General features: G+C 68.9%; 30 protein-coding genes and 1 tRNA gene. 5 read left to right on the top strand and 26 right to left on the bottom strand.

Going from position 1 to position 25,902, the window contains the following annotated elements; all coding sequences use genetic code 11:
• Nucleotides 1–16 precede the first annotated feature (16 nt).
• From secD to A9O67_RS05640, 4 genes are all read right to left on the bottom strand, one after another.
• The gene (gene secD / locus A9O67_RS05655) at nt 17–1,891 is read right to left on the bottom strand and encodes a protein translocase subunit SecD (RefSeq protein WP_068608210.1); all 1,875 of its coding nucleotides are present in this window, start codon (nt 1,889–1,891) and stop codon (nt 17–19) included.
• Nucleotides 1,892–1,957: 66 nt separating this feature from the next.
• Nucleotides 1,958–2,278: a preprotein translocase subunit YajC gene (gene yajC, locus A9O67_RS05650; protein WP_068608208.1), complete on the bottom strand. Its 321-nt coding sequence runs from the start codon at nt 2,276–2,278 to the stop codon at nt 1,958–1,960.
• Between the two features lie 141 nt (nt 2,279–2,419).
• Entirely contained in the window at nt 2,420–3,436 is a 1,017-nt protein-coding gene (locus tag A9O67_RS05645; protein ID WP_082955387.1) for a DMT family transporter, read from the bottom strand.
• A 140-nt stretch (nt 3,437–3,576) separates the two neighbouring features.
• Nucleotides 3,577–7,221: an indolepyruvate ferredoxin oxidoreductase family protein gene (locus tag A9O67_RS05640; protein WP_068608206.1), complete on the bottom strand. Its 3,645-nt coding sequence runs from the start codon at nt 7,219–7,221 to the stop codon at nt 3,577–3,579.
• A gap of 280 nt (nt 7,222–7,501) precedes the next feature.
• On the opposite strand from A9O67_RS05640, the gene A9O67_RS05635 reads away from it, so the two are divergent.
• Nucleotides 7,502–10,453 carry a bifunctional diguanylate cyclase/phosphodiesterase gene (locus A9O67_RS05635; RefSeq protein WP_082955386.1) on the top strand — a complete coding sequence of 984 codons (2,952 nt, stop codon included), beginning with the start codon at nt 7,502–7,504 and terminating at the stop codon, nt 10,451–10,453.
• Between the two features lie 30 nt (nt 10,454–10,483).
• Here A9O67_RS05635 and A9O67_RS05630 read toward each other — a convergent pair whose 3' ends face one another.
• Nucleotides 10,484–11,176, bottom strand: coding sequence for a dienelactone hydrolase family protein (locus tag A9O67_RS05630; protein ID WP_068608205.1), 693 nt, complete (start codon nt 11,174–11,176; stop codon nt 10,484–10,486).
• Nucleotides 11,177–11,273: 97 nt separating this feature from the next.
• Here A9O67_RS05630 and A9O67_RS05625 point away from each other — a divergent pair, with 97 nt between their 5' ends.
• The 3 genes from A9O67_RS05625 to A9O67_RS05615 are packed head-to-tail and all read left to right on the top strand — an operon-like array spanning nt 11,274 to nt 13,666.
• A complete protein-coding gene (locus A9O67_RS05625; protein WP_068608329.1) occupies nt 11,274–11,894 on the top strand; it encodes a MarC family protein in 621 nt (206 codons plus the stop codon).
• Between the two features lie 34 nt (nt 11,895–11,928).
• Nucleotides 11,929–12,438 carry a low molecular weight protein-tyrosine-phosphatase gene (locus A9O67_RS05620; RefSeq protein ID WP_068608203.1) on the top strand — a complete coding sequence of 170 codons (510 nt, stop codon included), beginning with the start codon at nt 11,929–11,931 and terminating at the stop codon, nt 12,436–12,438.
• 4 nt (nt 12,439–12,442) lie between these two features.
• On the top strand, nt 12,443–13,666 hold the full coding sequence (locus tag A9O67_RS05615; RefSeq protein WP_068608201.1) for a CaiB/BaiF CoA transferase family protein: 1,224 nt from the start codon (nt 12,443–12,445) through the stop codon (nt 13,664–13,666).
• A gap of 40 nt (nt 13,667–13,706) precedes the next feature.
• On the opposite strand, the gene A9O67_RS05610 is transcribed toward A9O67_RS05615, so the two are convergent.
• From A9O67_RS05610 to rplN, 19 genes are all read right to left on the bottom strand, one after another.
• Nucleotides 13,707–13,783 (bottom strand) — tRNA-Met (locus A9O67_RS05610).
• A 24-nt stretch (nt 13,784–13,807) separates the two neighbouring features.
• Nucleotides 13,808–14,209, bottom strand: a complete 402-nt coding sequence (gene rplQ / locus A9O67_RS05605) for a 50S ribosomal protein L17 (protein ID WP_068608199.1) — start codon at nt 14,207–14,209, stop codon at nt 13,808–13,810.
• 79 nt (nt 14,210–14,288) lie between these two features.
• Nucleotides 14,289–15,275, bottom strand: coding sequence for a DNA-directed RNA polymerase subunit alpha (locus tag A9O67_RS05600; protein ID WP_068608197.1), 987 nt, complete (start codon nt 15,273–15,275; stop codon nt 14,289–14,291).
• 111 nt (nt 15,276–15,386) lie between these two features.
• Nucleotides 15,387–16,010, bottom strand: coding sequence for a 30S ribosomal protein S4 (gene rpsD / locus A9O67_RS05595; protein ID WP_068608195.1), 624 nt, complete (start codon nt 16,008–16,010; stop codon nt 15,387–15,389).
• A gap of 255 nt (nt 16,011–16,265) precedes the next feature.
• On the bottom strand, nt 16,266–16,670 hold the full coding sequence (gene rpsK / locus A9O67_RS05590) for a 30S ribosomal protein S11 (RefSeq protein WP_043700250.1): 405 nt from the start codon (nt 16,668–16,670) through the stop codon (nt 16,266–16,268).
• A 21-nt stretch (nt 16,671–16,691) separates the two neighbouring features.
• Nucleotides 16,692–17,057, bottom strand: coding sequence for a 30S ribosomal protein S13 (gene rpsM / locus A9O67_RS05585; protein ID WP_068608194.1), 366 nt, complete (start codon nt 17,055–17,057; stop codon nt 16,692–16,694).
• 18 nt (nt 17,058–17,075) lie between these two features.
• Nucleotides 17,076–17,189 (bottom strand): 50S ribosomal protein L36, encoded by a 114-nt coding sequence (rpmJ, locus tag A9O67_RS13060; RefSeq protein ID WP_072242940.1) that lies wholly within the window; start codon nt 17,187–17,189, stop codon nt 17,076–17,078.
• Between the two features lie 30 nt (nt 17,190–17,219).
• Nucleotides 17,220–17,438, bottom strand: a complete 219-nt coding sequence (infA, locus tag A9O67_RS05580; RefSeq protein WP_043700245.1) for a translation initiation factor IF-1 — start codon at nt 17,436–17,438, stop codon at nt 17,220–17,222.
• A gap of 4 nt (nt 17,439–17,442) precedes the next feature.
• Nucleotides 17,443–18,759, bottom strand: a complete 1,317-nt coding sequence (gene secY / locus A9O67_RS05575; RefSeq protein WP_068608192.1) for a preprotein translocase subunit SecY — start codon at nt 18,757–18,759, stop codon at nt 17,443–17,445.
• A 29-nt stretch (nt 18,760–18,788) separates the two neighbouring features.
• Nucleotides 18,789–19,220, bottom strand: a complete 432-nt coding sequence (gene rplO, locus A9O67_RS05570) for a 50S ribosomal protein L15 (protein WP_068608190.1) — start codon at nt 19,218–19,220, stop codon at nt 18,789–18,791.
• A 13-nt stretch (nt 19,221–19,233) separates the two neighbouring features.
• Nucleotides 19,234–19,416 (bottom strand): 50S ribosomal protein L30, encoded by a 183-nt coding sequence (gene rpmD, locus A9O67_RS05565; RefSeq protein ID WP_068608188.1) that lies wholly within the window; start codon nt 19,414–19,416, stop codon nt 19,234–19,236.
• Nucleotides 19,417–19,429: 13 nt separating this feature from the next.
• Nucleotides 19,430–19,948 carry a 30S ribosomal protein S5 gene (gene rpsE, locus A9O67_RS05560; protein ID WP_068608186.1) on the bottom strand — a complete coding sequence of 173 codons (519 nt, stop codon included), beginning with the start codon at nt 19,946–19,948 and terminating at the stop codon, nt 19,430–19,432.
• Nucleotides 19,949–19,965: 17 nt separating this feature from the next.
• Nucleotides 19,966–20,331: a 50S ribosomal protein L18 gene (gene rplR, locus A9O67_RS05555; protein WP_068608184.1), complete on the bottom strand. Its 366-nt coding sequence runs from the start codon at nt 20,329–20,331 to the stop codon at nt 19,966–19,968.
• An 11-nt stretch (nt 20,332–20,342) separates the two neighbouring features.
• Nucleotides 20,343–20,876 (bottom strand): 50S ribosomal protein L6, encoded by a 534-nt coding sequence (gene rplF / locus A9O67_RS05550; RefSeq protein WP_068608182.1) that lies wholly within the window; start codon nt 20,874–20,876, stop codon nt 20,343–20,345.
• A gap of 25 nt (nt 20,877–20,901) precedes the next feature.
• Complete coding sequence (gene rpsH, locus A9O67_RS05545) at nt 20,902–21,297, bottom strand: 30S ribosomal protein S8 (protein ID WP_068608180.1); 396 nt, start codon at nt 21,295–21,297, stop codon at nt 20,902–20,904.
• A gap of 20 nt (nt 21,298–21,317) precedes the next feature.
• Entirely contained in the window at nt 21,318–21,623 is a 306-nt protein-coding gene (rpsN, locus tag A9O67_RS05540) for a 30S ribosomal protein S14 (RefSeq protein WP_068608178.1), read from the bottom strand.
• 8 nt (nt 21,624–21,631) lie between these two features.
• Nucleotides 21,632–22,171 (bottom strand): 50S ribosomal protein L5, encoded by a 540-nt coding sequence (gene rplE / locus A9O67_RS05535; RefSeq protein WP_058615883.1) that lies wholly within the window; start codon nt 22,169–22,171, stop codon nt 21,632–21,634.
• 2 nt (nt 22,172–22,173) lie between these two features.
• Nucleotides 22,174–22,494 carry a 50S ribosomal protein L24 gene (gene rplX / locus A9O67_RS05530; protein ID WP_068608176.1) on the bottom strand — a complete coding sequence of 107 codons (321 nt, stop codon included), beginning with the start codon at nt 22,492–22,494 and terminating at the stop codon, nt 22,174–22,176.
• 9 nt (nt 22,495–22,503) lie between these two features.
• Nucleotides 22,504–22,872 (bottom strand): 50S ribosomal protein L14, encoded by a 369-nt coding sequence (gene rplN / locus A9O67_RS05525; RefSeq protein WP_043700216.1) that lies wholly within the window; start codon nt 22,870–22,872, stop codon nt 22,504–22,506.
• A gap of 239 nt (nt 22,873–23,111) precedes the next feature.
• On the opposite strand from rplN, the gene proC reads away from it, so the two are divergent.
• A complete protein-coding gene (proC, locus tag A9O67_RS05520; RefSeq protein ID WP_068608174.1) occupies nt 23,112–23,978 on the top strand; it encodes a pyrroline-5-carboxylate reductase in 867 nt (288 codons plus the stop codon).
• Between the two features lie 21 nt (nt 23,979–23,999).
• Here the strand turns inward: proC and ubiA are convergent, their stop codons facing one another.
• Nucleotides 24,000–24,881 (bottom strand): 4-hydroxybenzoate octaprenyltransferase, encoded by an 882-nt coding sequence (gene ubiA / locus A9O67_RS05515; RefSeq protein WP_156682257.1) that lies wholly within the window; start codon nt 24,879–24,881, stop codon nt 24,000–24,002.
• Complete coding sequence (locus tag A9O67_RS05510) at nt 24,881–25,849, bottom strand: hydrogen peroxide-inducible genes activator (RefSeq protein WP_068608172.1); 969 nt, start codon at nt 25,847–25,849, stop codon at nt 24,881–24,883. The genes ubiA and A9O67_RS05510 overlap by 1 nt, the downstream gene beginning before the upstream one ends.
• Between the last annotated feature and the right edge of the window lie 53 nt (nt 25,850–25,902).

Below are 25,902 nucleotides of genomic sequence, written 5' to 3'. Positions count from 1 at the left end.
TCGCTCTCCCGGCGGATCAGTCGGCCTTGACGGCGCCCGAGGGGGCGACGCGAATGCCAATCGAGACGGCGCGCAGCTTCTTCTGGCGCCCATACCACAGGTTGACCAGCCCGCGCGAGAAGAACACGGCCGAGAACATGCTGGTCAGGATGCCGATGCAGTGCACGACGGCAAAACCGCGCACCGGGCCCGAGCCGAACGTCAACAGCGCCAGCCCCGCCATCAGCGACGTGATGTTGGAATCCAGAATCGTGTCCCAGGCGTGCTCGTAGCCTTTGTGGATGGCCGTCTGCGGTGCGGAGCCGTTGCGCAGCTCCTCGCGCACCCGCTCGTTGATGAGCACGTTGGCATCGATCGCCATGCCCAGCGTCAGCGCGATGGCGGCGATGCCGGGCAGCGTCAGCGTCGCCTGCAGCATGGACAGCACCGCCACCAGCAGCATCAGGTTGACCGCCAGCGCAACGCTGGAAAACACCCCGAACAGCCGGTAGTAGATGCACATGAAGGCGACCACCACCGCAAAGCCCCAGACCACGCTGTTGAAGCCCATGCGGATGTTGTCGGCGCCCAGGCTCGGGCCGATGGTGCGCTCTTCGATGATCTCCATCGGCGCGGCCAGCGAGCCGGCGCGCAGCAGCAGCGCGGTGTCGTTGGCCTCCTGCGTCGTCATGCGGCCGGAGATCTGCACGCGGCCGCCGCCGATCTCGGTGCGGATGACCGGCGCCGTGACCACCTCGCCCTTGCCCTTCTCGAACAGCAGAATCGCCATGCGCTTGCCGACGTTCTCGCGCGTGACGTCGCGGAACACCCGCGCCCCCTTGCCGTCCAGCGTCAGGTTGACCACCGGCTCCTGCGTCTGGCTGTCGAAGCCCGCTTGCGCATCGGTCAGGTTCTCGCCGGTCAGGATCACCTCGCGCTTGACGATGACGGGTGCCCCATTGCGGTCCAGATAGCGCTCGGCGCCAAACGGCACCGGCCCCGCATTGCGCTCGGCGGCCAGCCCCTCGGGGCTTTCGTCCACCATGCGGATCTCCAGCGTCGCGGTGCGGCCCAGGATGTCTTTGGCCTTGGCGGTGTCCTGCACGCCGGGCAACTGCACGACGATGCGGTCCAGCCCCTGCTGCTGGATCACCGGCTCGGCCACGCCCAGCTCGTTGATGCGGTTGTGCAGCGTCAGGATGTTTTGCTTGAGCGCCTGCTCCTGGATGCGGCGCGCCGCCTCGGGCCGCAGGGTGAGCGCGAGCACCGTCTCGCCGCCCTCGTCGCGCTCGGCCAGCTGCACATCCGGAAAGTCGCGCGCGATCAGGTCGCCCGCGGCCCGCGCCGTCGCCGCATCGCGCAGGCGCACCAGCACCGCCTGCCCTTCGCGGCGCACGCCACCGTGGCGGATGCCCTTGTCGCGCAGCGCGGTGCGCACATCGGCGGCAATGCCCTCGACGCGCTTGTCCACCGCGCTGGCCATGTCCACTTGCAGCAGGAAGTGCACCCCGCCACGCAAGTCCAGCCCCAGATACATGGGCTGCGCGCCCAGGCTCTGCAGCCACGCCGGGGTGCGCGGCAGCAGGTTGAGGGCCACCACATGCGTCGGGTTGGCCGGATCGGGGTTGAGGGCCCGCTCGATCGCGTCGCGGGCCTTGAGCTGCGCGTCCGTCGAGGCAAAGCGCGCCTTGACGGTCTGCCCGTCGAACTGGATCGCCTCCGCCCCCAGGTTGGCCGCCGCGAGCGCCTGCTCGACGCGGCTGACGATGCCTTCGTCCAGCCGGTGCGCGGCGCGCGCCGACGACACCTGCACCGCCGGCGCCTCGCCAAAGAAGTTGGGCAGGGTGTACAGGGTGGCGATGATGAGCACGACCACCAGGGTCGCGTACTTCCACCAGGAATATCGGTTCATGGACGAACGCCTTGCGGCGCACGCGGCGCCGCGAATGGGCTCGGGGCCGGTGGCGCCGGCCGCGGCTTATTTGAGGGTGCCCTTGGGCAGCACCTGCACGACGGCGGTGCGCTGCAGTTGCACTTCGACCCCGTCGGCCAGCTCAATGCCGATGGTGGACTCGCCCAGCTTGGAGACCTTGCCCAGCAGACCGCCGGCGGTGACGACTTCGTCCCCCTTGGCCAGGGCATCGATCATGGCCTTGTGCTCCTTCTGGCGCTTCATCTGCGGCCGGATCATGACGAAGTACAGCACCACGAACATAAGCACCAACGGCAGCAGGCTCATGAGCGTGGAGGTGGTGTCGCCGCCCGCAGCGGCCTGGGCGTAGGCATTGGAGATGAACACGTCGGATTCCTCTGGCGTGCAAAGGGTTGGGGGATCGGGGCCGGCCCGCGCCAGCAAGCGCTTGCGGGCCACCCATGATGGCAAACGCCCATTGTAGCCCGCGGCCTGCGCACCGCGGGCATGCGGGGTCGGGGGCGGGCGTCAGTCCGGGTGCGCCTGCGCGATCACCGGCTCCGGGCGCACACGCACCCCCCACAACACCCCGGCCACCAACGCACCGATGCCCAGCAACGACAGGGGCGCCGGCCACTCCCCCCGCCACAGGTAGGCGTACAACAGGGCGGCCAGCGTCTCGAACACGATGAGTTGCCCCGCCAGCGCCGTCGGCAGCCGCTGGCTGGCCGCATTCCAACACAGCGTGCCCAGCCACGACGCCAGCAAACCGACCGACACCATCAGACCGATGAACACCGCCGGCCGTGGCCCGAACGGCATCGCAAACGGGTCGCCCCGCACCGCGTCCAGCCCCCAGACCAGCGCATAACCGATGGCCGCCAGCGGCAAGGTGGCCAGCCCCTGGGCGGTGGACCAGGCGCGCGGGCTGCGGTCCGGGTGCGCGCGCAGCCAATCGGCGTTGTGCAGGGGGTACCACGTCCAGCAGGCCACCGCCCCCACGGCCAGCAGCGCGCCCAGCGTGTAGGCGCCCACGTCGCGCGCGGGGTCGGCCAGCACGGCCTGCAACTCCGTGCGGTTGACCAGCGCAATGCCCAGCGCAATCAGGGCCAGGGCGGGCCACAGGCGCCGCCAGGGCAGCCGCCCGTCGCGCTCCGCGTTGCGGCGGTTGGCCACGATGGCAATGACCACCGGCAGGGTGCCGATGATGACCGTGGACAGGGGCCCGCCCGTGCGCTGGATGGAGCTGGCCAGCAACAGGTAATACAGCAGATTGCCCACGAAGGCCAGCTTGAGCGCATGCCGCCAGTCGGCGCGGCTCAGACTGCGCAACTCGCGGCGGTCGAACCACGCCAGGGGCAGGCAAATCAGCCCGAACGCCAGATAACGCGCCACCGACTGCAGCGCCGCCGGATACTCGGGCAGCATCAGCGGCGCGACGAATACCAGCCCCCACAGAGCCCCGGCGGCCAGCGCCCACGCGACGCCGCCGCCGACCCCGCCCGCCGTTCTTGCCCCACCGTCTGCACTGCCCGCTGCGGCCATCGCCACTCCCTTGCCTGCACGAAAAACCGCGCAGTGTACGCCGGTCAGCGGAACGGCCGCACCGCGCGGCGTCGGGACGGTGACAGGGCAGCCCGCTGACCGGGCAGGCGCGCGCTCGGATGGCGCGCCTGCCCTGCGGATCAGGCGACGCGCGCAGCCGGCGTCGGCGCGGCGGCGGCGTCGCCCGCGCGCCAGCGCCGCAGCAGGTCGTCCCACAGCGGGCGGGCCGCCCGCAGGTTGCGTTCCTTGACGTGGCCAAAGCCCTTGACCCGCGCCGGCCAGCGGGCGATCTCCAGCGCCAGCGGCAACCGGTCCGCCCGCAGGTCGCGCAACACCGCCTCGACCGCCGCCTCGTACTCGCGGATCAAGGCCCGCTCGGTGCGCCGCTCCTCCGTGTAGCCAAAGGGGTCGAAGGCGGTGCCGCGCAGCCCCTTGAGCCGGGCCAGCACACGGAAAGCCCCCATCACCCAGGGGCCATATTCGCGCTTGACGAGTTCGCCCTTGTCATTGCGCCGGGCCAGCAGCGGCGGCGCCAGATGAAAGCGCAGCGTGAAGTCGCCGTCGAACTGCTCGCGCAGACGCTGCAGGAAGGCGCCGTCGGTGTACAGGCGCGCCACCTCGTACTCGTCCTTGTAGGCCATCAGCTGCGCCAGATGCCGGGCCACGGCCTCGGTCAGCAAAGTCGAGCCCGTGCCCAGCGCCGCCTCGGCCGCCTGCACGCGGCGCACCAGCGACTCGTAGCGCTGCGCGTAGGCGGCGTTCTGGTAGGCCGTCAAGTGCTCCACCCGCACGCGGATCACATGCTCCAGCGTGGGCCGCGGCCGCAGCTCGACCACCTGCGCCGGCTGCAGCCAGCGCTTGACAGCCCCTTCGTCGTGCGCGGCGCGCCGCCCCCATTCGAAGGCCGCCTTGTTGGCCCCCACCGCCACACCGTTGAGCTCGATGGCCCGCTCCAGCGACTCGCGCCGCAGCGGTATCCACCCCTTCTGCCACGCATAGCCCAGCACCATCGGGTTGACGTAGAGCGTGTCGCCCAGCACCTTGAGCGCCAGCGCCTCGGCATCGAACACCCCCACGCCCACGCCGCCCGCCGCCTCGGTGATGGCGGCGACACAGCGCGCCGACGGGTTCTGCCAAGCCCCGTCCTTGACGAAGGCCGCGGTCGGGGTGGCTTGCGCGTTCAGGGCGACGTGGGTGCGGCCTTCGCGCATGCGCGCCAGCGTCTCGGGGCTGGCGGCGACGATCGGGTCGCAGGCCAAAATCAGATCGGCGGCGGCGGTGCCCACGCGCGTGGTCAGGATGTCGTCTTGGCGCGCACCGATGAGCACATGGCTCCAGGTCGCCCCGCCCTTTTGCGCCAGCCCGGCGGCGTCCTGGGTGACGATGCCCTTGCCCTCGATGTGCGCGGCCACGCCGAGCAACTGGCCGATGGTGATGACGCCCGTGCCACCCACCCCCGCCACGACGATGCCCCAGGCCCCGGCGCCGGCCCGCAGCTCGGGCAGGGACGGCTCGGGCAGCGGCGGCAGCTCCTTGAGGTCGGGCGCTCCAGCGTCACGGCCGGGCTTGCGCGGCTTGGCGCCTTCCACCGTCACGAAGCTGGGGCAAAACCCCTTGGTGCAGGAAAAATCCTTGTTGCACGTGCTCTGGTTGATGGTGCGCTTGCGCCCGAATTCCGTCTCCAGCGGCTCCACGCTCAGGCAGTTGCTCTGCACGCCGCAGTCGCCGCAGCCCTCGCACACGCGCTCGTTGATCATGGCGCGCTTGTCCGGATCGGCCATCAGGCCGCGCTTGCGGCGACGGCGCTTCTCGGTGGCGCAGGTCTGGTCGTAAATGATGGCGGTCACGCCCTCGGTGTCGCGGCACTCGCGCTGCACGCGGTCCAGTTCATCGCGGTGCAGCACCGGCACGTCGGCCGGCAGTGTCAGCGTCACGCCGCCCAGGGTGGTGTGCTGGGCGTGGGCGTACTTGGCCGGCTCGTCGGTGACGATGAAGAGCTTGCGCACCCCCTCGCTGCGCAGGCTGTGCACGATTTGCAGCACCGAATGGCCCTCGGGCCGCTCGCCGACCGGCTGGCCGCCGGTCATCGCCACGGCGTCGTTGTAGAGGATCTTGTAGGTGATGTTGACCCCCGCCGCGATGGACTGGCGGATGGCCAGCAGCCCGCTGTGGAAGTAGGTGCCGTCGCCCAGGTTGGCGAAGATGTGCCGCTCGTTCGTGAACGGCTGCTGCCCGACCCACGGCACGCCCTCGCCGCCCATCTGGGTGAAGGCGAGGGTGTTGCGGTCCATCCAGATCGACATGTAGTGGCAGCCGATGCCGGCCATGGCGCGCGAGCCCTCCGGCACCTGGGTGGAGGTGTTGTGCGGACAGCCGGAGCAAAACCATGGCACGCGCTGGGCGTCGGCGGTCTGCACCTGGATGGCCTGCAGCGACCGTTCGCGCGCCTCGATCACGGCCAACTGCGCCTGCACCCGTGCCGCGATGTCGCTGCCCTCGGGCAACAGGCCGCGCTTGGTCAGCCGCCGTGCCAAGGCGCGTGCGATGACGGCGGGCGTCAGGTCCGCGTTGGCGCGCAGCAGGGTGTTGCCGCTGGGGTTGGGCATGGACCACTCGCCGCCACTGTGGTCGCCCTCGATTTCATCGAACTTGCCCAGCACATCCGGGCGCACGTCCGCACGCCAGTTGTACAGCTCTTCCTTGAGCTGATACTCGATGACCTGGCGCTTTTCCTCCACCACCAGGATCTCGCGCAGCCCTTCGGCAAAGGCGCGCGTCGTCTGCGCCTCCAGCGGCCAGACCACCGCCACCTTGTGCACGCGGATGCCCAGTTGCCGGCAGGTCTCGTCGTCCAGCCCCAGGTCGTGCAGCGCCTGGCGCAGGTCGTTGTAGGCCTTGCCGCTGGCGATGATGCCGTAGCGGTCGTGCGGCCCCTCGATGACGTTGTGGTTGAGCCGGTTGGCCCGCACATAGGCCAGCGCCGCATACCACTTGAAGTCCATCAGCCGCGCCTCCTGCTCCAGCGGCGCGTCGGGCCAGCGGATGTGCACGCCGCCCGGGGGCATTTCGAAGTCGTCCGGCAGCGCGATGCGCACGCGCTCGGGGTCGATCTCCACCGTGGCGCTGGACTCGACGATCTCCTGGATGGTCTTCATGCCGGTCCACACGCCGGCGTAGCGGCTCATCGCCCAGGCGTGCAGGCCGAGGTCCAGGATCTCCTGCACGCTGGCCGGAAAGAACACCGGCAGCCCGCAGGCCTTGAAGATGTGGTCGCTCTGGTGCGCGGCGGTGGAGCTCTTGGCCACGTGGTCGTCGCCGGCCACCGCGATCACGCCGCCCCACGGCGTGGTGCCCGCCATGTTGGCGTGCTTGAAGACGTCGCTGCAGCGGTCCACCCCCGGCCCCTTGCCGTACCACAGGCCGAAGACGCCGTCGTACTTGGCGCTGCCGGGCGGCGCGAAGCCCAGCTGCTGCGTGCCCCAGACGGCGGTGGCGGCCAGCTCCTCGTTGACGCCGGGCTGGAAAACGATGTGGTGGGCCTTCAGGTGCTCGCGCGCCTTCCACAGCGCCTGGTCGTAGCCGCCCAGAGGCGAGCCGCGGTAGCCGCTGATGAAGCCGGCGGTGTGCTTGCCGGCCAGCGCGTCGCGTTGCTGCTGCAGCATCGGCAGGCGCACCAACGCATGCACCCCGCTCATGAACGCGCGGCCGCGATCCAGGGCATATTTGTCGTCGAGCGAGACGGATTCCAGCGCGCGCCGGACGTGCTCGGGCAAGGGAGCGGTCATGGCAGAAAACTCCTTCGAGGCAAAACGGGCCGGTAAGCCCCCATGCGGACGTCGGGCCTGCCAACTGCGCCCGAGGTGGCCATGCACCGGGATCACCGGCTGCCGCACCTGCCCATCGCGCCCGTCCGCGCATGGGTCGCAGTGTAGGGCCGGCGCGCGCGGATGGCGCGCTTTCCCGCGCCGGCGCAGGGCCATTTGCGGGTAAACCCCGATCGCCGGCAACCACGCCGCTCGGAAGGCCCCGTGCGCGGTGCTACAGTGCGGCCACACTCAAACCATCATGGACGTCGTTGACCCTGCTGCCAGCACCGCCCCCACGCACCACGGACTGCGCGGGCTGGGCTGTACCCTCATCACGGCGCTGGCGTATCTGATCGGCGGCTGGCTGGCCTTGCAACTGCGCGTTCCGCCGGACTACGCCATCGTGGTGTTCTTCCCGGCCGGTGTGGCGGCGGGTGCCGCGCTGGTCTGGGGCCGGTGGGCCTGGCCCGGGGTTCTGGCCGGCGCGCTGGCGGTGCAGATCCTGACGCACGACAGCCTTGGCGCGGACTGGCGCCACTGGGCGATCGTGGTACCGGCGCTGGGCGCGATGGCTATGGCGGCGGTCTCGGCCTGGGCCATCCGGCGCTGGGTCGGCTACCCATCCACCCTCGACGAGCCGCGCCTGGTGCTGCGGCTGCTGTTCGTGGTGCTGCCCCTGGGCGCGCTGGTCAACGCCAGCGTGGCCGTGCCGACGCTGGTGGCCCGCGGCGTCATCGCCGCCACCGACGCCTGGGGACAATGGGGAAGTTGGTGGCTGGGCGATGCCTTGGGCGCGGTGCTGGTCGTGCCGCTGATGTGGGTGGCCTTTGGCGAGCCGCGCTCGGCGTGGCAAGCGCGGCGCCGGGGCGTGGGCATACCGCTTGCGCTGGCGCTGCTGCTGGCCGGGGGCGTGGTGCGGCTGCTGGCCGATGCCCAGGCCCAGCAGTTGCGGCTGCGCGCCGAGCAGGCGGGCGAACAGGCGGCGCAAACGCTGCAGCGCCGCTTGGACGCGCAAATCGATGCGCTGGAGGCCATGGGCCAGCTGATGGCTCGCGCCCCCACCATGGGGCAAGACGAGTTCGAGCGCGCGGCCGAGCTGTGGCTGCGCCGCTACCCCGGCACGCAAAACTTCACGTTCAACTGGCGGGTCTCGCGCGCCGACCGTCCGCACTACGAATGCTGCGACCCCGGCTGGCCGATCATGGCGCGCGACGCCACGGGCCGCCGCTTTCCGGCACCGGACGCCGACGAGCACATGGTGATCACGCGGCTGGCGCCGCTGGCCACCAACCAGGCCGCGCGCGGGCTGGACATTTTGACCTTCGAGCCGCTGCGACGGGCCACCCAGCGCGCCATCGACAGCGGACGCCCACAGGCCACCGAACCCTTTCGCCTGGTGCAGGAGCAAGGCTCCCAGCGCGGCATCGTCGTCTACCACGCGGTCCGCGCGGCCCACGGCAGCGGCGAGGTGCTGGGCATCGTCTCGACCGCGTTTCGCATGGGGGACGTCACCCAGGCGGGGCTGGAAGCCGTGCCGCTGGAGGGCTTGGCGCTGTGTCTGATGGACCGCGACGCCAGCCCGGACAACCGGCGTCTGGCGGGGCCGGGGGGCTGCGAGCGCGCCACGTCGCCGGACCATCTGGGCGCCCGTACCGAGTGGCCGCTGCGGTTTGCCCAGCGCGCCTGGGTGCTGCGGCTGGACACCACCGAGGGCTTTTGGCGCCAGAACGCGGCCGACGCGCGCATGCACCTGACGGCGAGCACGGCCTTTCTGACCGTGGCGCTGCTGGCGGCGTTTTTGCTGGTCACCACCGGCCAGCGCCGGCGGGTCGAGCAGTTGGTGGAGCAGCGCACGCTCGAGCTGGCGCGCAGCCACGCCAGCCTGATCCAGCTCGCGCACTTCGACGCCCTCACCGGCCTGGTCAACCGCAGCTTTTGGACCGAGCAGGCCGAGGCGGTGCTGTCCACGGCGCGGCGCAGCGGGCAGGAGGTGGGCATCATCTTCCTGGACCTGGACCGCTTCAAACACGTCAACGACAGCCTGGGGCACGCCCAGGGGGATCGCCTGCTGCAGACCGTGGCGACGCGGCTGCAGGCATGTCTGCGCTCGCGCGACGTGCTGGGGCGCTTCGGCGGCGACGAATTCATCGCCCTGCTGCCGTGGGTGAAGGGGCGCGACGGCGCCGCCACCGTGGCGCGCAAGATCGCCCGCACCCTGGACGAGCCGATCGATCTGGACGGCGTGCAGGTGCGCGTCGGTGCCAGCCTGGGGGTGACGGTGTTCCCCTACGACGGCAGCACGGTAGAAACCCTGCTGCGCCACGCCGACACGGCCATGTACGCCGCCAAGGCGGCGGGCCGCAACCAGTGGCGCTTCTTCGAGCCGTCCATGCACGAGCACGTCTCGCGCCGCCTCGCGCTCGAATCCGCCCTGCGCCAAGCGGTGGATGACCCGCTGCGCGGCGGGCTGAGCCTCGTCTACCAGCCCCAGATCGACGCCGACGGGCGGCGCCTGCTCGGGCTGGAGGCCTTGCTGCGCTGGGACGACCCCGCGCTCGGCCCCATCTCGCCGGCGGAATTCATCGGTGTTGCCGAGGACGCCGGCATCATCGACCGCCTGGGGGCGTGGGTGCTGCAGACCGCGTGCCGACAGCTCGCCGCCTGGCACGCCAGCGCCGACGCGCCGCTGTTCGCGCAGGTGCGGCTGGCGGTCAACATCTCGCCCATCGAATTTGCCCGCCCGGGTTTTGTGGACCATGTGCGCGACGCGCTGCGCGACCTGGGCCCGGCCACCCGGCTGGTGGAGCTGGAAATCACCGAAAGCCTGCTGGTGCAGGCCGGCGCCGACGTGACCGAGCGCATGCGCGCCCTCACCCAACTGGGGGTGGAGCTGTGCCTGGACGATTTTGGGACTGGCTACTCCAGCCTGGGCTATCTGCAGCGCCTGCCGATCGGCAAGCTCAAGATCGACCGGTCCTTCGTCAACGGGGTGCCCGGGGACCCGGACAGCGCGGCCATCGTGCGCGCCACCCTGTCCATGGCGCACGACCTGGGCCTGCGGGTGGTGGCCGAGGGGGTGGAAACCCCCGAGCAGCGCGACTTTCTGCGCCTGCACGGGTGCGACGCCTTCCAGGGCTGGCTGTATGCCCGCGCAATGGCACCGGCCGAGTTGCTGGCGTGGCTGCGCGCCCGGCAACCCGGGCCGGCCTGAGCACCCCGCGCGCCCACCGGCCACGCCGGATCAGCCGACGTGCTGCCGCAAAAAGGCCAGCGTGCGCTCACGGGCCAGGCGCGCCGCCGCCGCATCGTAGGCCCCGCGCTGGTCGCAGTTGAAGCCGTGGTCGGCGGCATAGGTGTGCACCTGGACCGTGGGATGGGCCGCCGCGAAGGCCTGCACCTCCGGCAGGGGAATCCAGCGGTCCCGCTCGGCAAAATGCGCCAGCACCGGACAGCGCGGCTCGCGCGCCGCCTCCACCGGCGCCGTGACGCCTCCGCCGTAGTACGGCACTGCAGCGCTCAGGCCGTGCAACAGGCAGGCGCTGCGCCACGCCATCAGCCCGCCCCAGCAATAGCCCACGACACCGACGCGCCGCCCGCCGCTGGCGCGCGCCGCCTCGTCGATGGCGGCCTGGATGTCGGGCAGCACCCCGGGCGGCGGCAGCGCCTCCACCGCCGCCTTCAGGCCCATGCCCACCTGCATGTCCTCGGCGGTGTAGCCCAACTCCACCCCGGGGCGCACACGGTGAAACAGCGCCGGCGCCACGGCCACATAGCCCTCGGCGGCGTAGCCGTCGGCCACGGCGCGGATGTGCGCATTGACGCCAAAAATCTCCTGCAGCACCACCAGACCGCCGCGCGCAGCGCCGGCTGGGCGGGCCACATAGGCCGGGATGCGCGCCCCATCCGGGGGCGCCAGTTCGATGACGGTGTTCATTGCCGATGCCATCCTTCCACGGGCACGGTGCCCCTGCAGGCCGGAGCGTAGCGCAAACCGGCGGGCGCGCACGCACAATGCCCGCACAATGGCGACCATGGACCTCAAGCCACTGATCACGCTGCTGGCCATCGTCAATCCGCTGGCGATCGTCCCCTTCTTCATTCACTACACCCTGGGGTTTTCCGCGCGCCAGCGCCAGCGCACCATCGCCATCTCGGCCCTGTCCGCGTTTGCCGTGATCGCCGTCTCCGCCCTGGCGGGGTTGCAGATCCTGGAGTTTTTTGGCATCTCGCTGGCCAGCTTTCAGGTCGGCGGCGGCATGCTGCTGCTCATGTCGTCCCTGTCCATGCTGAACGCCCAGCCGGCCGAAGCCAAAACCACCCGCGACGAGGTGGACGACGCCGCCAGCCGCGCCTCCATCGCCGTCGTGCCGCTGACCATTCCACTGCTCACGGGCCCCGCCACCATGTCCACCGTGGTCATCTACGCCGACCAGGCCAAGACCTTCTGGCAGCACGCGGCGCTGGTGGGCTACGGCGTGGTCATCGCCGCCGCCACGGCGCTGTGCTTCACGCTGGCCGAGCCCATCGCGCGCGTGCTCGGCAAGACGGGCATCAACGTCATGACGCGGCTCATGGGCCTGATCCTGGCCGCGTTGGCGGTGGAGGTCATGGCCAGCGGACTCACCCGCCTGTTCCCCGCCCTGGCCGGCTGAGGCGGCAGCGGGCCCGATCCGGCACAATCGGCGCATGGATGCCGCGTACGAATACCGGGTCGTCTTTTTTTGCATGGGCAACATCTGCCGCAGCCCCACGGCGCACGGCGTGTTCCGCCTCCGGCTGCAGGCGCGCGGCTTGCACCATCGCGTGGCGGTGTCGTCGGCCGGCACGCACGCCTACCACGTTGGCGAAGCGCCCGACCCCCGCAGCCAGCACCACGCCCGGCTGCGCGGCTACGATCTGGCCGATCTGCGCGCGCGGCAACTGGCGGCCGTTGATTTTGAACACGCCGACCTGCTGCTGGCCATGGACTGGGACAACCTGGCCCTGGCCGAAGCCGTGTGCCCGCCCCCGCACCGGCGCAAGCTGCGCCGACTGACGGAGTTTTGCCGCCGCCACGACAGCCCCGTGGTCCCGGACCCGTACTATGGCGGCGCCGACGGTTTCGAGCATGTGCTCGATCTGGTGGAAGACGCCTGCGACGGCCTGCTCGACCACATCGAACGCCTGCTCGCCGCCCGTGTCGAGGCGCGCCACTGATGCCATGAACACCCACCCCTCCCCAACCCAAGCGCGCGCGGGCGGGCCGCTCGCCGGCATCCGCGTGCTGGAACTCGGTCAACTCATCGCCGGGCCCTTTGCGGCCAAGACGCTCGCCGATTTTGGCGCCGACGTCATCAAGATCGAGCCCCCCGATGGCGGCGATCCGCTGCGCAAATGGCGCCTGCTGCGCGACGGCACCTCGGTCTGGTGGGAGGTGCAGTCGCGCAACAAACGCTCCGTGCGCGCCGACCTGCGCAGCGCGGACGGGCAGGCCCTGGTGCGGCGCCTGGCCGCCGAAGCCGACGTGTTGATCGAAAACTTCAAGCCCGGCACGCTGGAAAGCTGGGGCTTGGGCTGGGACGCCTTGCACGCGCTCAACCCGCGGCTGGTCATGTTGCGCCTGTCGGGCTATGGTCAAACCGGCCCCTATGCGCACAAACCGGGCTTTGGCATCCTGGGCGAGGCCATGGGCGGCCTGCGCTACCTGACCGGCGAGCCGGGCCGGGTGCCGGTGCGCACCGGCGTGTCGATCGGCGACTCGATCGCGGCGCTGCACGGCGTCATCGGTGTGCTGCTGGCGCTCTACCACCGCGACGCCCGGGGCGGCCAGGGTCAGATGGTGGACGTCGCGCTGTACGAAAGTGTGTTCAATCTGATGGAGAGTCTGCTGCCCGAGTACGACGCCTTTGGCGTGGTGCGCGAGCGCGCCGGCAGCGCCCTGCCCGGCATCGCCCCCTCCAACGCCTACCGCTGCCGCCCCGGCGCGGACGGGCAGGACAGCTATGTGCTGATCGGCGGCAACGGCGACGGGATTTTCCGCCGCCTGATGCGCGCCATCGGCCGCGACGACCTGGCTCAGGACCCCGACCTCGCCCACAACGACGGCCGGGCCCGGCGCGCGGCGGAACTCGACGCCGCCATCGAAGCCTGGACCCGCGACCGCAGCGTGGACGAGGTCATCGCCGCGCTGGACGCCGCAGACGTGCCGGTGGGCAAGATCTACACCGCCGCCGACATCGCCACCGATCCGCAGTACCACGCGCGCGGCATGGTGCTGCCATCCACCGACCGCGAGGGCCGTCCGCTGAAGGTGCCCGGTATCGTCCCCAAGCTGAGCGACACCCCCGGAGCGCTGCGCCATCCGGCCCCGCGGCTGGGCGAACACGATGCCGACGTGGCATCCGCGACGGGCTGGCCGCGCCCCCGCAGCGCCCAAGCCAAATAACAAAAAACCCGTTGGCGGCTGGCCAACGGGTTTGAATGTTTGGTTGCGCGGGATGGATTTGAACCACCGACCTTTGGGTTATGAGCCCAACGAGCTACCAGACTGCTCCACCGCGCGTCAGAAGCTGAAATTATAGCACGATTATTCGGCTTTGTCGCCAGCCGCCGCGGCGTCGGCCGCCGGCTCGGCGCGATCGACCAGTTCCATGTAGGCCATCGGCGCATTGTCGCCGACGCGGAAGCCCATCTTCAGGATGCGCGTGTAGCCGCCCGGACGGTTTTGGAAGCGCGGGCCCAGCTCGTTGAACAGCTTGACCACCGTGTCGCGGTCGCGCAGGCGGTCGAAGGCCAGACGGCGGTTGGCCAGCGTGGGGGTCTTGGCCAGCGTGATCAGCGGCTCGACGACGCGGCGCAGTTCCTTGGCCTTGGGCAGCGTGGTCTTGATGGCCTCGTGCTTGAGCAGCGAGTTGGCCATGTTGCGCAGCATCGCCTGGCGGTGCGAGCTGGTGCGGTTGAGTTTGCGAAGTCCGTGTCCGTGACGCATGGTAGGTTCCTTTCTGTCTTGTCACCGGCGGCCGGATCAGGTACCGCCGGGGGTCACTGGGTTGAGGGGAAAACCGCGGTCAGTGCTTTTCCAGCCCCGCCGGCGGCCAGTTGTCGAGCTTCATGCCCAGCGTCAGGCCGCGCGAAGCCAGCACTTCCTTGATCTCGTTGAGCGACTTGCGGCCCAGGTTGGGGGTCTTGAGCAGCTCGTTTTCGGTGCGCTGGATCAGATCACCGATGTAGTAGATGTTCTCGGCCTTGAGGCAGTTGGCCGAGCGCACGGTCAGCTCCAGCTCGTCGACCGGACGCAGCAGGATCGGATCGAACGCCGGAGCGCCCGCCTTGGCACCGGCACCGGCCTCGAACGCCGCGCCGCCCTCGAGCTGCGCGAACACCGACAATTGCTCGACCAGGATCTTGGCCGCGGCGCGCACCGCCTCCTCCGGACCGATGGCGCCATTGGTCTCGATGTCCAGCACCAGCTTGTCCAGATCGGTGCGCTGCTCGACGCGGGCGTTTTCCACCGCGTAGCTGACGCGCTTGATCGGCGAGAACGAGGCGTCCAGCACGATGCGGCCGATGCTGTTGCGGTGGTCGTCGCCCTTGCGCAGGTTGCCCGGCACATAGCCGCGGCCCTTTTCGACCTTGATCTGCATGTCCAGCTTGGCGCCGGGCGCGAGCGTGGCAATCGGATGCTCGGGGTTGAGGATCTCGACGTCGTGCGGCGTCTGGATGTCGCCGGCCGTGACCACGCCTTCGCCTTCCTTGCGCAGGCTCAGCGTCACCTCGTCGCGGTTGTGCAGCTTGAACACCACGCCTTTGAGGTTGAGCAGGATGTGCACCACGTCCTCCTGCACCCCGTCGATGGTGGAGAATTCGTGCACCACGCCCGCGATCGTGACCTCCGTCGGTGCGTGCCCGACCATCGACGACAGCAGCACCCGCCGCAGCGCGTTGCCCAGCGTGTGGCCATAGCCCCGCTCGAAGGGCTCGAGCGTCACCTCGGCGCGATTGGCCGACAGGCGCTCGACTTGGATGGTCTTGGGTTTGAGCAGGTTATTCAGCATTCGGACTTCCTTCAATACCCTCGGCTCGTTACACCGATAAGGCCGATGGAGCACAAAATCCCGGATCCCGCGGAAGGCGGAATCCGGGCTCTAATGGGGCACGCCCGAGGATCAACGCGAGTACAGTTCGACGATCAGCGATTCGTTGATGTCGGCACCGAATTCGTCGCGGTCCGGCACCTTCTTGAAGACGCCTTCGCACTTGTCGGCCGCCACTTCGACCCAGCCCGGGAAACCGATCTGCTTGGCCAGCTCCAGCGCTTCCTTGACGCGGCTCTGGTTGCGGGCCTTCTCGCGCACGGCGACGACGTCACCCGCGTTGACCAGGTAGGACGGGATGTTGACCGTCTGGCCGTTGACGCTGATGCCCTTGTGCGAGACGAGCTGGCGGGCCTCGGCACGGGTGGAGGCAAAGCCCATGCGGTAGACGACGTTGTCCAGGCGCGACTCGAGGATGGACAGCAGGTTCTGACCGGTGTTGCCCCGGCGGCGGTCGGCCTCGGCAAAATAGCGGCGGAACTGGCGCTCCAGCACACCGTACATGCGCTTGACCTTTTGCTTCTCGCGCAGCTGCAGACCGAAGTCCGAGGTGCGGGAGCCCGAGGTGCGGCCGTGCTGGCCGGGCTTGGTGTCGAACTTGGCCTTGTCGCTGATGGAGCGGCGCGCGCTCTTCAGGAACAGGTCGGTGCCTTCACGGCGGGAGAGCTTGGCCTTGGGGCCGAGGTAACGTGCCACTGGTGATCCTTTCCGTACTGCCGCAACCCACCCCGACCGGGGCCATTGCGGGAGCCAGCGGGTGGGTGCGACGCCGACGGGGATGTTCGTTCGGTCGCCCGGGTATCGACCCCGGGCCTGTCGTCGCACCAGCCCACGCTGGCGGTGGTCTAAACATCGATGCCACCCGACGAACCGGCGCGGGCGGCGCTCAAAGAAAAGCTTGCTATTGTAGCGCGCTCGACGGCCGCTGTGTCAAGCGGCCCATCGCCCGCATCAGATGCGGCGACGCTTCGGGGGGCGGCAGCCGTTGTGCGGCACCGGCGTCACGTCGGAGATGGACGTGATCTTGATGCCCAGCGCACCCAGCGCACGCACCGACGACTCGCGACCCGGGCCGGGGCCCTTGATCTCGACGTCCAGGTTCTTGATGCCCTGCTCCATCGCGGCGCGGCCCGCCGCCTCGGAGGCGACCTGCGCGGCAAACGGGGTGGACTTGCGCGAACCCTTGAAGCCCTGACCACCGGCCGACGCCCAAGCCAGCGCATTGCCCTGGCGGTCGGTGATGGTGATGATGGTGTTGTTGAACGACGCGTGCACGTGCGCGATGCCGTCGGCGATGTTCTTGCGAACCTTCTTGCGCACGCGGGCCGCGGCGTTGGCGGAAGGAGACTTGGCCATGACTGTCCTTTATGCGGCGGATTACTTCTTCAGCGGCTGAGCGGCTTTGCGCGGACCCTTGCGCGTGCGCGCATTGGTCTTGGTGCGCTGACCACGCACCGGCAGGCCACGGCGGTGACGGAAACCGCGGTAGCAGCCGATGTCCATCAGGCGCTTGATGTTCATCGTCACCTCACGACGCAGGTCGCCCTCGATCGTGAGCCGACCGACCTGCTCACGCACCTTTTCGAGTTCGGCGTCGGACAGGTCCTTGATCTTCTTCGAATACGGAATCCCGCAGGCGTCGCAGATCAGGCGCGCACGGGTGCGGCCGATGCCATAGATCGCCGTCAGGCCGATCTCGGCGTGCTTGTGCGGCGGGATGTTGATACCAGCGATACGTGCCATGGTGGTCCTCTACTCGAATCAGCCTTGACGCTGCTTGTGTCGCGGGTCGGTGCAAATCACGCGCACGACGCCATGGCGACGGATGATCTTACAGTTGCGGCACATTTTCTTGACGGAAGCCGAAACTCGCATGTTGCTCTCCTAAAAACGAAAATCGGTCGCTCACTTGGCGCGAAACACGATGCGGGCGCGGGTCAGGTCGTACGGTGTGAGCTCGACCTTGACCTTGTCCCCGGGCAGGATGCGGATGTAGTGCATCCGCATCTTGCCGGAGATGTGCCCCAGCACGACATGCCCGTTTTCCAGTTTGACCCGGAAGGTGGCATTGGGGAGGTTTTCGATCACCTCACCCTGCATCTCGATGACGTCGTCCTTCGCCATGTTCTTACGCACCCGTGGCCTTGAACGAGGCCTTCTTCAACAGCGACTCGTACTGCTGCGACATCATGTAGTTCTGCACCTGCGCCCAGAAGTCCATCGTCACGACGACGATGATCAGCAGGGACGTGCCACCGAAATAGAACGGCACGTTGTACTTCAGGATCAGAAACTCCGGCAGCAGGCACACCAGCGTGATGTAGACGGCGCCGGCCAGCGTCAGCCGCAGCAGAATCTTGTCGATGTAGCGCGCGGTCTGGTCGCCGGGACGGATCCCGGGGATGAACGCGCCGCTCTTCTTCAGGTTGTCGGCCGTCTCGCGGCTGTTGAACACGAGCGCCGTGTAGAAGAAGCAGAAGAACACGATCGCCGTGGCGTAGAACGCCACATAGATCGGCTGTCCCGGCGACAGGGCCGAGGCCAGATCGCGCAACCAGCGGGTGCCGTCGCCCGTGCTCATCCAGCTCACCAGCGTGGTGGGCAGCAGGATGATCGACGAGGCGAAGATCGGCGGAATCACACCGGCCATGTTGAGCTTGAGCGGCAGGTGCGACGACTGGCCGCCGTAGACCTTGTTGCCGACCTGGCGGCGCGCGTAGTTCACCAGAATGCGGCGCTGGCCGCGCTCGATGAAGACCACGCCATAGGTCACCACGATCACCAGCGCGACGATGAAGATCGCCGCCAGGATACTCATGGCGCCGGTGCGCACCAGCTCCAGCAGGCCGCCGATGGCGTTGGGCAGACCGGCCGCGATACCCGCGAAGATCAGGATCGAAATGCCGTTGCCCAGGCCGCGCTCGGTGATCTGCTCGCCCAGCCACATCAGGAACATCGTGCCCGCCACCAGGCTGACCACCGCGGTAAAGCGGAACGTCAGGCCGGGGTCGATCACCAGACCGGGCGAGCCCTCCAGCGCCAGCGCAATGCCCAGCGCCTGGAAGACCGCCAGCAGCAACGTGCCGTAGCGCGTGTACTGGGTGATCTTGCGACGACCGGCCTCGCCTTCTTTCTTGAGCTGCTCGAACGTCGGCACGACGTAGGTCATCAGTTGCATGATGATCGACGCCGAGATGTACGGCATGATCCCGAGCGCGAACACCGTGAAGCGCGACAGCGCCCCGCCCGAGAACATGTTGAACAGACTCAGGATGCCGCCCTGCTGGCCCTTGAACAGCTGTTCGAGCTGAACGGGGTCGATGCCCGGCACGGGGATGTGCGCCCCGATCCGGTACACCACCAGGGCCAGCAGCAGGAACACCAGCCGGCGACGCAGGTCGCCGAACTTGCCGGTCTTGGCGAGAGTCGTTGCGTTGGTGGCCACGAGCGATCCCGGGTGCGTGGTACGACCGATCAGGCCACCGAGCCGCCCGCCGCCTCGATGGCAGCCTTGGCGCCGGCCGTGGCCGCGACGTTGGTCAGCTTGACGGCGATGCTGAGCTCACCGGTCTTGATGACCTTGACCTTCTTGGCCAGTTGGGGTACGAGCCCGGCCTGCTTCAGGGTGAGCAGGTCGACCTCGGCCTGACCCAGCGCCTGCAGGTCAGCCAGCGTCACTTCGGCGTTGAACTTGAGCGCCTGCGACTTGAAGCCGCGCTTGGGCAGGCGGCGCTGCAGCGGCATCTGACCGCCTTCGAAGCCGACCTTGTGGAAGCCGCCCGAGCGGGACTTCTGGCCTTTGTGGCCGCGGCCCGCCGTCTTGCCCAGACCGGAACCGATGCCACGGCCGACGCGGCGGCGGGGCTTCTTCGAGCCCGCAGCGGGCTTGAGGGTGTTGAGTTCCATCTCGAGACTCCGATCAGAGCACCTGAACCAGGTAGCTCACCTTGTTGATCATGCCGCGCACGGCAGGGGTGTCCTGCAGCTCGCGCACGCTGCCCAGCTTGCGCAGGCCCAGGCCGCGCACCGTGGCGCGGTGGGACTCTTTGCAGCCGATCGGGCTGCGCACGAGCTTGACTTTGACGGTGTTGGGGGTCGTCATGGTGTTCTCCCGATCAGGCCACGAGTTCCTCGACCGACTTGCCGCGCTTGGCGGCGATCTCGGCCGGCGTGGTCGACTTGCGCAGGGCGTCCAGCGTCGCGCGCACCAGGTTGTACGGGTTGGTGGAGCCGTGGCTCTTGGCCACGACGTCGGTGATGCCCATGACCTCGAAGACGGCGCGCATCGGACCGCCGGCGATGATGCCGGTCCCCTTGGGGGCGGGCATCATGATGACGGTGGAGGCGCCGTGGTGGCCCTTGACCTCGTGGTGCAGCGTGCCGCCCTTGAGCGACACCTTGAACATGCTGCGACGCGCCTCGTCCATGGCCTTTTGCACGGACACCGGCACTTCACGCGCCTTGCCCTTGCCCATGCCGATGCGGCCGTCGCCATCGCCCACCACGGTCAGCGCCGCGAAACCCATGATGCGGCCACCCTTGACCACCTTGGTCACGCGGTTGACCGAGATCATCTTCTCGCGCAGGCCGTCGTCGTTGGCCTCGGTCTTCACGTTAGCTTGCATTTTTGCCATTTGCGTCACCCGCTCCGTCAGAATTGCAGGCCGGCTTCACGCGCGGCTTCGGCCAGGGCCTTGACGCGGCCGTGGTATGCGAAGCCCGAGCGGTCGAACGCCACCTTCTCGATGCCGGCCGCCTTGGCCTTCTCGGCAATGCGCTTGCCGATCAGGGCCGCCGCCGCGGTGTTGCCGCCCTTGCCGGCACCGCCGAGCTGGGCACGGACTTCGGGCTCCAGCGTGGAGGCCGACGCCAGCACGCGCGCGCCATCGCCCGAGATGATGTTGGCGTAGATGTGCAGGTTGGTGCGGTGCACCGCCAGGCGCACGGCGCCCTGCTGGGCGATGCGGATGCGGGTCTGCCGCGCGCGACGCAAACGCTGTTCTTTCTTGGTCAACATGTTCGCAGTCCTTACTTCTTCTTGGTCTCTTTGATGACGACCTTCTCATCCGCATACCGGATGCCCTTGCCCTTGTAGGGCTCGGGGGGACGCACCGAACGGACCTCGGCGGCCACCTGGCCCACGCGCTGGCGATCCGCGCCCTTGATCAGGATCTCGGTCGGGCTCGGGGTCTCGGCCTTGACGCCCGCGGGCATCTCAATCTCGACCGCGTGCGAGAACCCGACGTTGAGGTTGAGTTTGGTGCCTTGGGCGGCGGCCTTGTAGCCCACGCCCACCAGCGTCAGCTTGCGCTCGAAGCCCTTGCTGACACCGACGACCATGTTGTTGACGAGCTGGCGCACAGTACCGCTGAGCGCGCTGGCTTCGCGGGTTTCGTCCGCCGGGGCGAACGTCAGCGTGCCGCCGTCCTGGACCACCTGGACCCGGGGATTGAGCGGCAGGCTCAGCGCGCCGAGCGCGCCCTTGACGTTGATGCTGTCCTGGCCAATCGCCACCTCGACGCCTTGCGGGATGGTGATGGCGGCTTTCGCTACACGAGACATTTGCGTTGCTCCTTCCTGCCTCGCATCAGGCGACGTAGCACAACACTTCGCCACCCACGCCGGCGGCGCGCGCCTTGCGGTCGGTCATCACGCCCTTGGGCGTGGTGACGATGGCCACACCCAGACCGTTCATGACCTGGGGGATGGACTTGGCGCCGCGGTAGACGCGCAGGCCCGGGCGGCTGACGCGCTCGATGCGCTCGATGACAGGACGCCCGGCGTAGTACTTCAGGGCGATTTCCAGCTCTTTCTTGCCGTCGGCCTCTTTCACCTGGAAGCCGTCGATGTAACCCTCGTCCTTCAGCACCTGTGCGATGGCGGTCTTCAGCTTGGAAGCCGGCATCGTCACGACGGCCTTGTCCACCATCTGCGCATTGCGGATGCGGGTCAGCATGTCGGCGATCGGATCACTCATGCTCATTTGGGGTTCTCCTTCGCGCCTTACCAGCTGGCCTTGGTCACGCCGGGGATTTCACCGGCAAAGGCCAGCTCGCGAATCTTGGTGCGGGCCAGACCGAATTGCTTGAACGTGCCACGCGGACGACCGGTGATCTCGCAGCGGTTGCGCTGGCGGGTCGGGTTCGCGTTGCGGGGCAGCTTCTGCAGCGCCGCGCGGGCGGCGTCGCGCTCCTCGTCGGAACGCTTGGCGTCCTTGGCGATGGCCTTCAACTCGTTGTATTTGTTGGCGAACTTGGCGACCAGTTTGTCGCGCTTGAGTTCACGCTGGAGCAAAGCTTGCTTAGCCACGGACCACCTCAGTTCTTGAACGGGAAACGGAAACCGGCGAGCAGCGCCTTGCACTCGTCGTCGGTCTTGGCCGTCGTCGTGATGCTGATGTTCAGACCACGCACCGCATCGACCTTGTCGTACTCGATTTCCGGGAAGATGATCTGCTCTTTGACGCCGATGTTGTAGTTGCCACGGCCGTCGAACGCGCGCCCCGAGATGCCGCGGAAGTCGCGCACGCGCGGCAGCGCGATGGTGACGAAGCGGTCCAGGAATTCGTACATGCGGGCACCGCGCAGCGTGACCATGCAGCCGATCGGCTGGCCTTCGCGGATCTTGAAGCCGGCGATGGCCTTGCGGGCACGGGTCACGACGGGCTTCTGGCCGGCGATCTTGGTCAGGTCGGCGACGGCGTTTTCCAGCACCTTCTTGTCGGCCACGGCCTCACCCACGCCCATGTTGAGCGTGATCTTGGTGATGCGCGGCACCTCCATGACGGACTGGTAGCCGAACTGCGCCTTGAGCGCCGGGGCGATCTTGTCGCGGTAGAGTTGTTGGAAACGTGCCATGGTCATGCCACCTTGATTTCTTCGCCGCTGGACTTGTAGACGCGCACTTTCTTGCCGTCGGCCAGCACCTTGATGCCCACGCGGTCGGCCTTGCCCGTCACCGGGTTGAAGATCGCGACGTTGGACTGGTGGATGGGCATGGTCTTCTCGACGATGCCACCGGGCACGCCCTTGAGCGGATTGGGACGCACGTGCTTCTTGACCACGTTGACCCCTTCGACGACCACGCGCTGCTCATCGGCGCGGCGCAGCACCTTGCCGCGCTTGCCCTTGTCGCGCCCCGTGATGACGATGACTTCGTCGCCTGTACGGATCTTGTTCATGACGGTTCCTCAGAGAACTTCGGGCGCCAGGGACACGATCTTCATGAAACGCTCGGTGCGCAGCTCGCGCGTGACCGGGCCGAAGATGCGGGTGCCGATCGGCTCCAGCTTGTTGTTGAGCAGCACGGCGGCGTTGCCGTCGAACTTGATGAGCGCGCCATCGGGGCGGCGAATGCCCTTGGCCGTGCGCACCACGACCGCGTTGTAGACCTCGCCCTTCTTGACGCGGCCACGCGGCGCGGCTTCCTTGATGCTGACCTTGATGATGTCGCCCACGCTGGCATAGCGGCGCTTGGAGCCGCCGAGCACCTTGATGCACATCACGGACTTGGCACCCGTGTTGTCAGCAACATCGAGTCGAGTTTGCGTTTGGATCATGATGTAGTCCCAACTTGAATCCCTGGGCCACCACGGCCGAGGCGATCAGTCTTGGGCCCGTCGTCGCAGGCGCCGCTCAGCGACCGGCCAGCCATGCGCCGACACGATCCGCTGCGCTGCCACCGTGCTTCGGTGGGCAGATGGTCTTCACCCAATCAGGCGAAGCCGCATATTGTCGCGGGCTTCGGCGCGCCTGTCAACCCCCCTGTATACCTCCAGATTGGCCGACAATGCGGGGCATGACTTCCGATTCGCCCCTGTCCCTGTCGTCCCCCACCCCGTCGTCGCCCCTGCTCGGTCAGCGCATCGCGTTCATCGGCGGGGGCAACATGGCCAGCGCCCTGATCGGCGCGCTGCTGCAGGCCGGCTGCCGCCCGGCGGACATCGCCGTCGTCGATCCCGGCGAGGCCGCGCGCGAGCGGCTGCGCGAACGCTTCGGCGTGCACACGCTGGCGGGCGCAGACCCGGCGCTGACGGGCTGCCGGCTGGCGGTGTGGGCGGTCAAGCCCCAGACCTTCCGCGAGGCCGCGGCCGCTGCAGCCCCCCACCTGGGCGGTGCGCTGCACCTGAGCGTGGCCGCCGGCATCCGCTGCGCGAGCATGCGGGCGTGGCTGGGCAGCGACCGCATCGTGCGCACCATGCCCAACACACCGGCGCTGGTCGGGCTGGGGATGACCGGGGTGTATGCCCTGCCCGGTGTGACGGCCGAGGACCGGGCGCTGGCCGAGGCGCTGATCGCCGGCACCGGGCGCTGGGTGTGGGTGGCCAACGAGGCGGCGCTGGATGCGGTCACCGCGCTGTCCGGCTCCGGCCCGGCCTACGTGTTTTATTTTCTGGAAGCGATGCGCGAAGCCGGCACCGCCATGGGGTTGCCGGCCGAGGTGGCGCTGGAGCTGGCGGTCGGCACCTTCATCGGGGCCGCCCGGCTGGCCCAGGACGCGGGCGAACCCCCCGAGGTGCTGCGCGAGCGGGTCACGTCCAAGGGGGGTACGACCGCCGCCGCGCTGGCCGCGCTGGAAGCGGCCGGGGTGAAAGACGCCTTCATCGGCGCGATGCACGCGGCGCGCCAGCGCGCGCAAGAACTGGGCGACGCCTTCGGCGCCTGAGGCCGGGCGGATGCCCGCCCGTCACCCCAACGCCTGCTGCAGCACGAGGCCGCCGAACAGGGTGGCCCCCAGCCAGTGGTTGAGGCGGAAGGCGCGAAAACACCCTTCGCGCGTGCGGTCGCGGATCAGCCGCGCGTGCCACAGCACCTGCGCCGCGGCAGCGGCCACGCCGGCGGCGAACCACGGCCCGCCCGCGTGCGGCCACACCAGCGCCGTCCACAGCGCCAGGTGCAGCGCGTAGAACGCCAGCACCGCCGCCACGTCCCAACGGCCGAGCGTGATCGCCGAGGTCTGGATGCCGATGCGCAGGTCGTCGTCGCGGTCCACCATCGCGTACTCGGTGTCGTAGGCCAGCACCCAGAACAGGTTGGCCCCCAGCAGCCCCCAGGCCAGCGCCGGCACCTCGCCGCGCACGGCCGCGAACGCCATCGGGATGCCGAAGCTGAACGCCACGCCCAGCACCGCCTGCGGCATGGCGAAAAAGCGCTTGGTGTACGGGTAGAACACCGCCACCGCCAGCGCCGCGAACGACCACGCCACCGCCGCGGCACTCGTGGTCAGCACCAGCGCGAAGGCCAAGAGCGCCAGCGCCGCGCCGACCGCCAGCGCCTCGCGCGGGCCGACGCGGCCGCTGGTCACCGGCCGCTGCGCGGTGCGCTTGACGTGGCGGTCGAACTCGCGGTCGGCCACGTCGTTGACGCAGCAGCCGGCGCTGCGCATCAGGATGGTGCCGGCGACGAACACCAGCAGCAGGTGCCAGCCGGGCCAGCCACCGGCGGCCAGCCACAGCGCCGACAGCGTCGGCCACAGCAGCAGCAACCAGCCGGCCGGCCGGTCCCAGCGGATCAGGTCCAGGTACAGCGCCAGGCGCGTGCGCCAGGCCGGGGGGGGCGAAGCGGGCATCAGGTCAGACGCTTGCATCCGGGCAGCTCACAGGCATAGACGGCATTGCGCAGGGCGGCGATGGCTTCGTAGCGGGTGAAGCTGCGCCGCCACACCAGCACGACGCGCCGCATCGGCGGCTCGCCGGCGAAGGGAATGTAGCGGACATAGGCGCCATCGCCCGGCGATCCGGCGGCGACCGCCTCGCGCGCGGCCGGATCGAGCGCCCCCTTGGGGACCGACAGCTGCGGCACCAGTGTCACGCCCATGCCCGCGGCGACCATGTGCTTGATCGTCTCCAGCGACGAGCCTTCGAAGCTCTTCTGGATGCCCTCGGCATTGTCGGAAAAGCGCGCGAACTCCGGGCAGACCTGCAGCACATGGTCCCGAAAGCAGTGGCCGTTGCCCAGCAGCAGCATGGTCTCGCGCTTGAGCTCCTCGGCGGTGATGCTTTCGCGCGCGGCCAGCGGATGGTCGCGCGGCACCACCGCGACGAAGGGCTCGTCGTACAGCGGTGCGACGGCCAGGTTGGTGTCCGGAAAGGGCTCGGCCAGGATGGCCGCATCCAGCTCGCCCAGGCGCAACTGCTCCAGCAGCTTGGCGGTGAAGTTCTCTTGCAGGATCAGCGGCATCTGGCGCGCGCGATCGATGACCTGGCGCACCAGGTCCGGCAGCAGATAGGGCGCGATGGTGTAGATGAGCCCCAGGCGCAGCGGCCCGGCCAGGGGGTCCTTGCCGCGCTTGGCGATTTCCTTGATCGCGGCGGCCTGCTCCAGCACGGTCTGCGCCTGGCGCACGATTTCTTCGCCCAGAGGGGTGACGGTGACTTCGCTCGCGCTGCGCTCGAAGATTTTGACTTCCAGCTCTTCTTCGAGCTTTTTGATGGCCACCGACAAGGTGGGCTGCGAGACAAAGCAGGCCTCGGCCGCCCTGCCGAAGTGGCGCTCGCGCGCCACCGCGACGACGTACTTGAGTTCGGTCAGGGTCATGGGCAGACTCCGTGGTACCGGCGGTCCTGCCGGGGGATCGGCCGGACAGCCGG

This window comes from Tepidimonas fonticaldi (genome assembly GCF_001675355.1).
In the GTDB taxonomy this organism is placed as follows: Bacteria; Pseudomonadota; Gammaproteobacteria; order Burkholderiales; family Burkholderiaceae_C; genus Tepidimonas; species Tepidimonas fonticaldi.
Note: the sequence above shows the minus strand (reverse complement) of the source record. Positions and strands in the feature narration are given on the sequence as shown.

Excerpts from the sequence above, each read along its gene's own strand:
- rpsK (WP_043700250.1), bottom strand. The coding sequence starts at position 16,670 with ATGGCCAAGTCTCCTTCCGCCAACGCCGCGGCCCGCGTGCGCAAGAAG.
- rplQ (WP_068608199.1), bottom strand. The coding sequence starts at position 14,209 with ATGCGTCACGGACACGGACTTCGCAAACTCAACCGCACCAGCTCGCAC.
- A9O67_RS05630 (WP_068608205.1), bottom strand. The coding sequence starts at position 11,176 with ATGAACACCGTCATCGAACTGGCGCCCCCGGATGGGGCGCGCATCCCG.
- ubiA (WP_156682257.1), bottom strand. The coding sequence starts at position 24,881 with ATGCCCGCTTCGCCCCCCCCGGCCTGGCGCACGCGCCTGGCGCTGTAC.
- A9O67_RS05615 (WP_068608201.1), top strand. The coding sequence starts at position 12,443 with ATGAACACCCACCCCTCCCCAACCCAAGCGCGCGCGGGCGGGCCGCTC.
- infA (WP_043700245.1), bottom strand. The coding sequence starts at position 17,438 with ATGGCGAAGGACGACGTCATCGAGATGCAGGGTGAGGTGATCGAAAAC.
- rpmJ (WP_072242940.1), bottom strand. The coding sequence starts at position 17,189 with ATGCGAGTTTCGGCTTCCGTCAAGAAAATGTGCCGCAACTGTAAGATC.
- A9O67_RS05635 (WP_082955386.1), top strand. The coding sequence starts at position 7,502 with ATGGACGTCGTTGACCCTGCTGCCAGCACCGCCCCCACGCACCACGGA.
- A9O67_RS05625 (WP_068608329.1), top strand. The coding sequence starts at position 11,274 with ATGGACCTCAAGCCACTGATCACGCTGCTGGCCATCGTCAATCCGCTG.
- proC (WP_068608174.1), top strand. The coding sequence starts at position 23,112 with ATGACTTCCGATTCGCCCCTGTCCCTGTCGTCCCCCACCCCGTCGTCG.
- rpsM (WP_068608194.1), bottom strand. The coding sequence starts at position 17,057 with ATGGCACGTATCGCTGGTATCAACATCCCGCCGCACAAGCACGCCGAG.
- rplN (WP_043700216.1), bottom strand. The coding sequence starts at position 22,872 with ATGATCCAAACGCAAACTCGACTCGATGTTGCTGACAACACGGGTGCC.
- rplF (WP_068608182.1), bottom strand. The coding sequence starts at position 20,876 with ATGTCTCGTGTAGCGAAAGCCGCCATCACCATCCCGCAAGGCGTCGAG.
- A9O67_RS05620 (WP_068608203.1), top strand. The coding sequence starts at position 11,929 with ATGGATGCCGCGTACGAATACCGGGTCGTCTTTTTTTGCATGGGCAAC.
- A9O67_RS05645 (WP_082955387.1), bottom strand. The coding sequence starts at position 3,436 with ATGGCCGCAGCGGGCAGTGCAGACGGTGGGGCAAGAACGGCGGGCGGG.
- rplO (WP_068608190.1), bottom strand. The coding sequence starts at position 19,220 with ATGGAACTCAACACCCTCAAGCCCGCTGCGGGCTCGAAGAAGCCCCGC.
- A9O67_RS05600 (WP_068608197.1), bottom strand. The coding sequence starts at position 15,275 with ATGCTGAATAACCTGCTCAAACCCAAGACCATCCAAGTCGAGCGCCTG.
- rplE (WP_058615883.1), bottom strand. The coding sequence starts at position 22,171 with ATGGCACGTTTCCAACAACTCTACCGCGACAAGATCGCCCCGGCGCTC.
- rplR (WP_068608184.1), bottom strand. The coding sequence starts at position 20,331 with ATGTTGACCAAGAAAGAACAGCGTTTGCGTCGCGCGCGGCAGACCCGC.
- secD (WP_068608210.1), bottom strand. The coding sequence starts at position 1,891 with ATGAACCGATATTCCTGGTGGAAGTACGCGACCCTGGTGGTCGTGCTC.
- A9O67_RS05640 (WP_068608206.1), bottom strand. The coding sequence starts at position 7,221 with ATGACCGCTCCCTTGCCCGAGCACGTCCGGCGCGCGCTGGAATCCGTC.
- A9O67_RS05510 (WP_068608172.1), bottom strand. The coding sequence starts at position 25,849 with ATGACCCTGACCGAACTCAAGTACGTCGTCGCGGTGGCGCGCGAGCGC.
- rpsE (WP_068608186.1), bottom strand. The coding sequence starts at position 19,948 with ATGGCAAAAATGCAAGCTAACGTGAAGACCGAGGCCAACGACGACGGC.
- rplX (WP_068608176.1), bottom strand. The coding sequence starts at position 22,494 with ATGAACAAGATCCGTACAGGCGACGAAGTCATCGTCATCACGGGGCGC.
- rpmD (WP_068608188.1), bottom strand. The coding sequence starts at position 19,416 with ATGACGACCCCCAACACCGTCAAAGTCAAGCTCGTGCGCAGCCCGATC.
- rpsH (WP_068608180.1), bottom strand. The coding sequence starts at position 21,297 with ATGAGCATGAGTGATCCGATCGCCGACATGCTGACCCGCATCCGCAAT.